The 2,073-nt window shown below is 66.8% G+C and carries 3 protein-coding genes; 1 reads left to right on the top strand and 2 read right to left on the bottom strand.

The window, feature by feature from the left end; translation table 11 throughout:
* Nucleotides 1-365 (bottom strand): Lrp/AsnC family transcriptional regulator (locus tag AC1D15_RS28875; protein WP_477828722.1); only part of this gene is annotated, 365 nt, incomplete at its 3' end.
* Between the two features lie 124 nt (nucleotides 366-489).
* On the opposite strand from AC1D15_RS28875, the gene AC1D15_RS28870 reads away from it, so the two are divergent.
* Complete coding sequence (locus tag AC1D15_RS28870) at nucleotides 490-1,398, top strand: DMT family transporter (protein WP_477828723.1); 909 nt, start codon at nucleotides 490-492, stop codon at nucleotides 1,396-1,398.
* 120 nt (nucleotides 1,399-1,518) lie between these two features.
* Here AC1D15_RS28870 and AC1D15_RS28865 read toward each other — a convergent pair.
* A partial coding sequence (locus tag AC1D15_RS28865; RefSeq protein WP_477828721.1) for a TonB-dependent receptor occupies nucleotides 1,519-2,073 on the bottom strand: 555 nt, incomplete at its 5' end.

The raw sequence follows: 2,073 nt of genomic DNA, 5'->3' as shown, positions 1-2,073 counted from the left end.
GTGATGAGATCGAGGATCTCATCGAGCTGCGCGATCGAGCGCACGTGCATGCGCGCGATGAAGCAGTCCTCGCCGGTGACCTTGTCGCACTCGCTGATTTCCGGTATCGCCTGCATCAGCGTCTGGACGGCACGCAGATGGCCGGGCAGCGGGCGGATCCGGACGATGGCCTGGAGCTGGAAACCCAGGGCCTCGGGGTCGATGTCCACGCTGTAGCCCCGGATGACGCCGCGCTCCTCGAGGCGTCGCAGACGCTCGGACGTGCTCGGCGAGGACATCCCGATGCGCCGAGCGAGATCCTTCAACGAGATGCGCGCGTCCGCGGCGAGGATGCCGAGGATGGCGCGGTCGGTGGTGTCGATCATGGTGGGCCGGTCAAGCGAACGAGTTGCCTTTTATTGTCAGGCAATCTCCATGTTTCACCTARCAAACAGCATTCAACACCCGAGCTTCTTGTGCAATTCTCTGGGGACCTCAGGGAAGGGCCTCATGACAATCAACAACAGACGCCGCGGTGCGATCGAGATGACGCTGGCCATGGTGATCTCCGGCACGATCGGATGGTTCGTGGTTCGCTCCGGCCGGCCCTTGATCGAACTGCTCTTCTGGCGCTGCGTGTTCGGGGCCGCGACGCTGACCGTCGTGTGTGGCATCCGCCGTCATTTCCGACACGGCCTGCCGCTTCGGACGATCGCCTGGGCGGCTGTCGGCGGGGTGGCGCTGGTGCTCAACTGGCTGCTGATCTTCGCGTCGTTCTCGCACGCGTCGATCTCGGTCGCCACCGTGGTCTACAACACGCAGCCCTTCATGCTGGTCGGCCTGGGCGCCTTGTTGTTCGGCGAACGGCTGACGGCCGACAAGCTCGCCTGGCTCGCGGTGTCGTTCACCGGCGTGCTGCTCATCGCCTGGGGGCAGGGCGCCACCGGCCACYCGGGCGCGCGCTACGTCGCCGGCATCCTGATGGCCCTGGGCGCCGCCTTCTTCTACGCGGTCGCTGCCCTGGTCGCGAAACGGCTGCGCGGGACCCCGCCGGAATTCATCGCGCTGATCCAGGTGGGCGTCGGCATCGCGATGCTCGCGCCGTTCGCGCAACTCTCCACCCCACCGGCGGATGCCGGCACCTGGGGGACGCTGATCACGCTGGGGGTGGTCTACACCGGCCTCGTGTTCGTGCTGCTCTACGGCGCGATTCAAAAGCTGCCGACGTCGACAGTCGGCGCGCTCTCGTTCATCTACCCGCTCGTGGCACTCGTGGTGGACTACGCGGTGTTTGCGCAACGCCTCGGGTTCTTCCAATGGGTCGGTGCAGCCGCGATCCTGCTGGCGGCCGCGGGCACGACGCTGGGCTGGTCGCGGCCGAAGGCCGGGAACGTTGTTCGGCGTACCACGCCAGGTTGACGCCCGCGCCAGCCTGTTCCCGGGGTGGGCGCCCTCCATGGCGCCAACATTTCTCGTACACGGTCGAGAGCAGCGCCACCGCCTACACCTTGAGGGCCGCGGGTGGTGAGTGCGCCGCACCTAGAACGCGTACTGGATCCCGAACGAGACCAGCACCGGCAACTGGTAGACCTCTTCGCGGGTCTGGTAGTCGGGGCTGTAGCTGTAGCCCGAGACGTTCTTCCGGTTGTAGGCGTTGATCAGCTCGACGTACTGCGTGAGGCGGGGCGATACCTTGCGGTCCAGCCGCAGGTCCAGCCGGTGGTAGGCCGGTACGCGCACCGAATTGATGGCGCCGTAGACCGGCTTGGCGCGCCCGTCGGGGTACGTGCCCGTGCCCACCACCGGCGTGTACGGCGAGCCGGTGTGGTAGCTCCACTTGGCGCCCCAGATCCACGCGTCCGAGTGCTTGTACTGGCCCACCAGCGTGGCGATGACGGGCTGGTCGTAGTCGAAGCGGAAGCTCTCGCCCGTCAGGTCGTTCCGGCGCCGCGCCTGCGAGACGCTGAGCGAGAAGAAGCCGGTCAGCTTCTCGCTGCCGTCCTTCTTCACCAGCAGCTCGAAGCCGCGGGCCGTTCCGCTGCCGCCGTTGACGTACTTCAGCGCCGGGTCGTCGACCGCATAGCCCTGGAAGGT

Source organism: Rhizobacter sp. P2_H2 (assembly GCF_056403375.1).
Note: the sequence above shows the minus strand (reverse complement) of the source record. Positions and strands in the feature narration are given on the sequence as shown.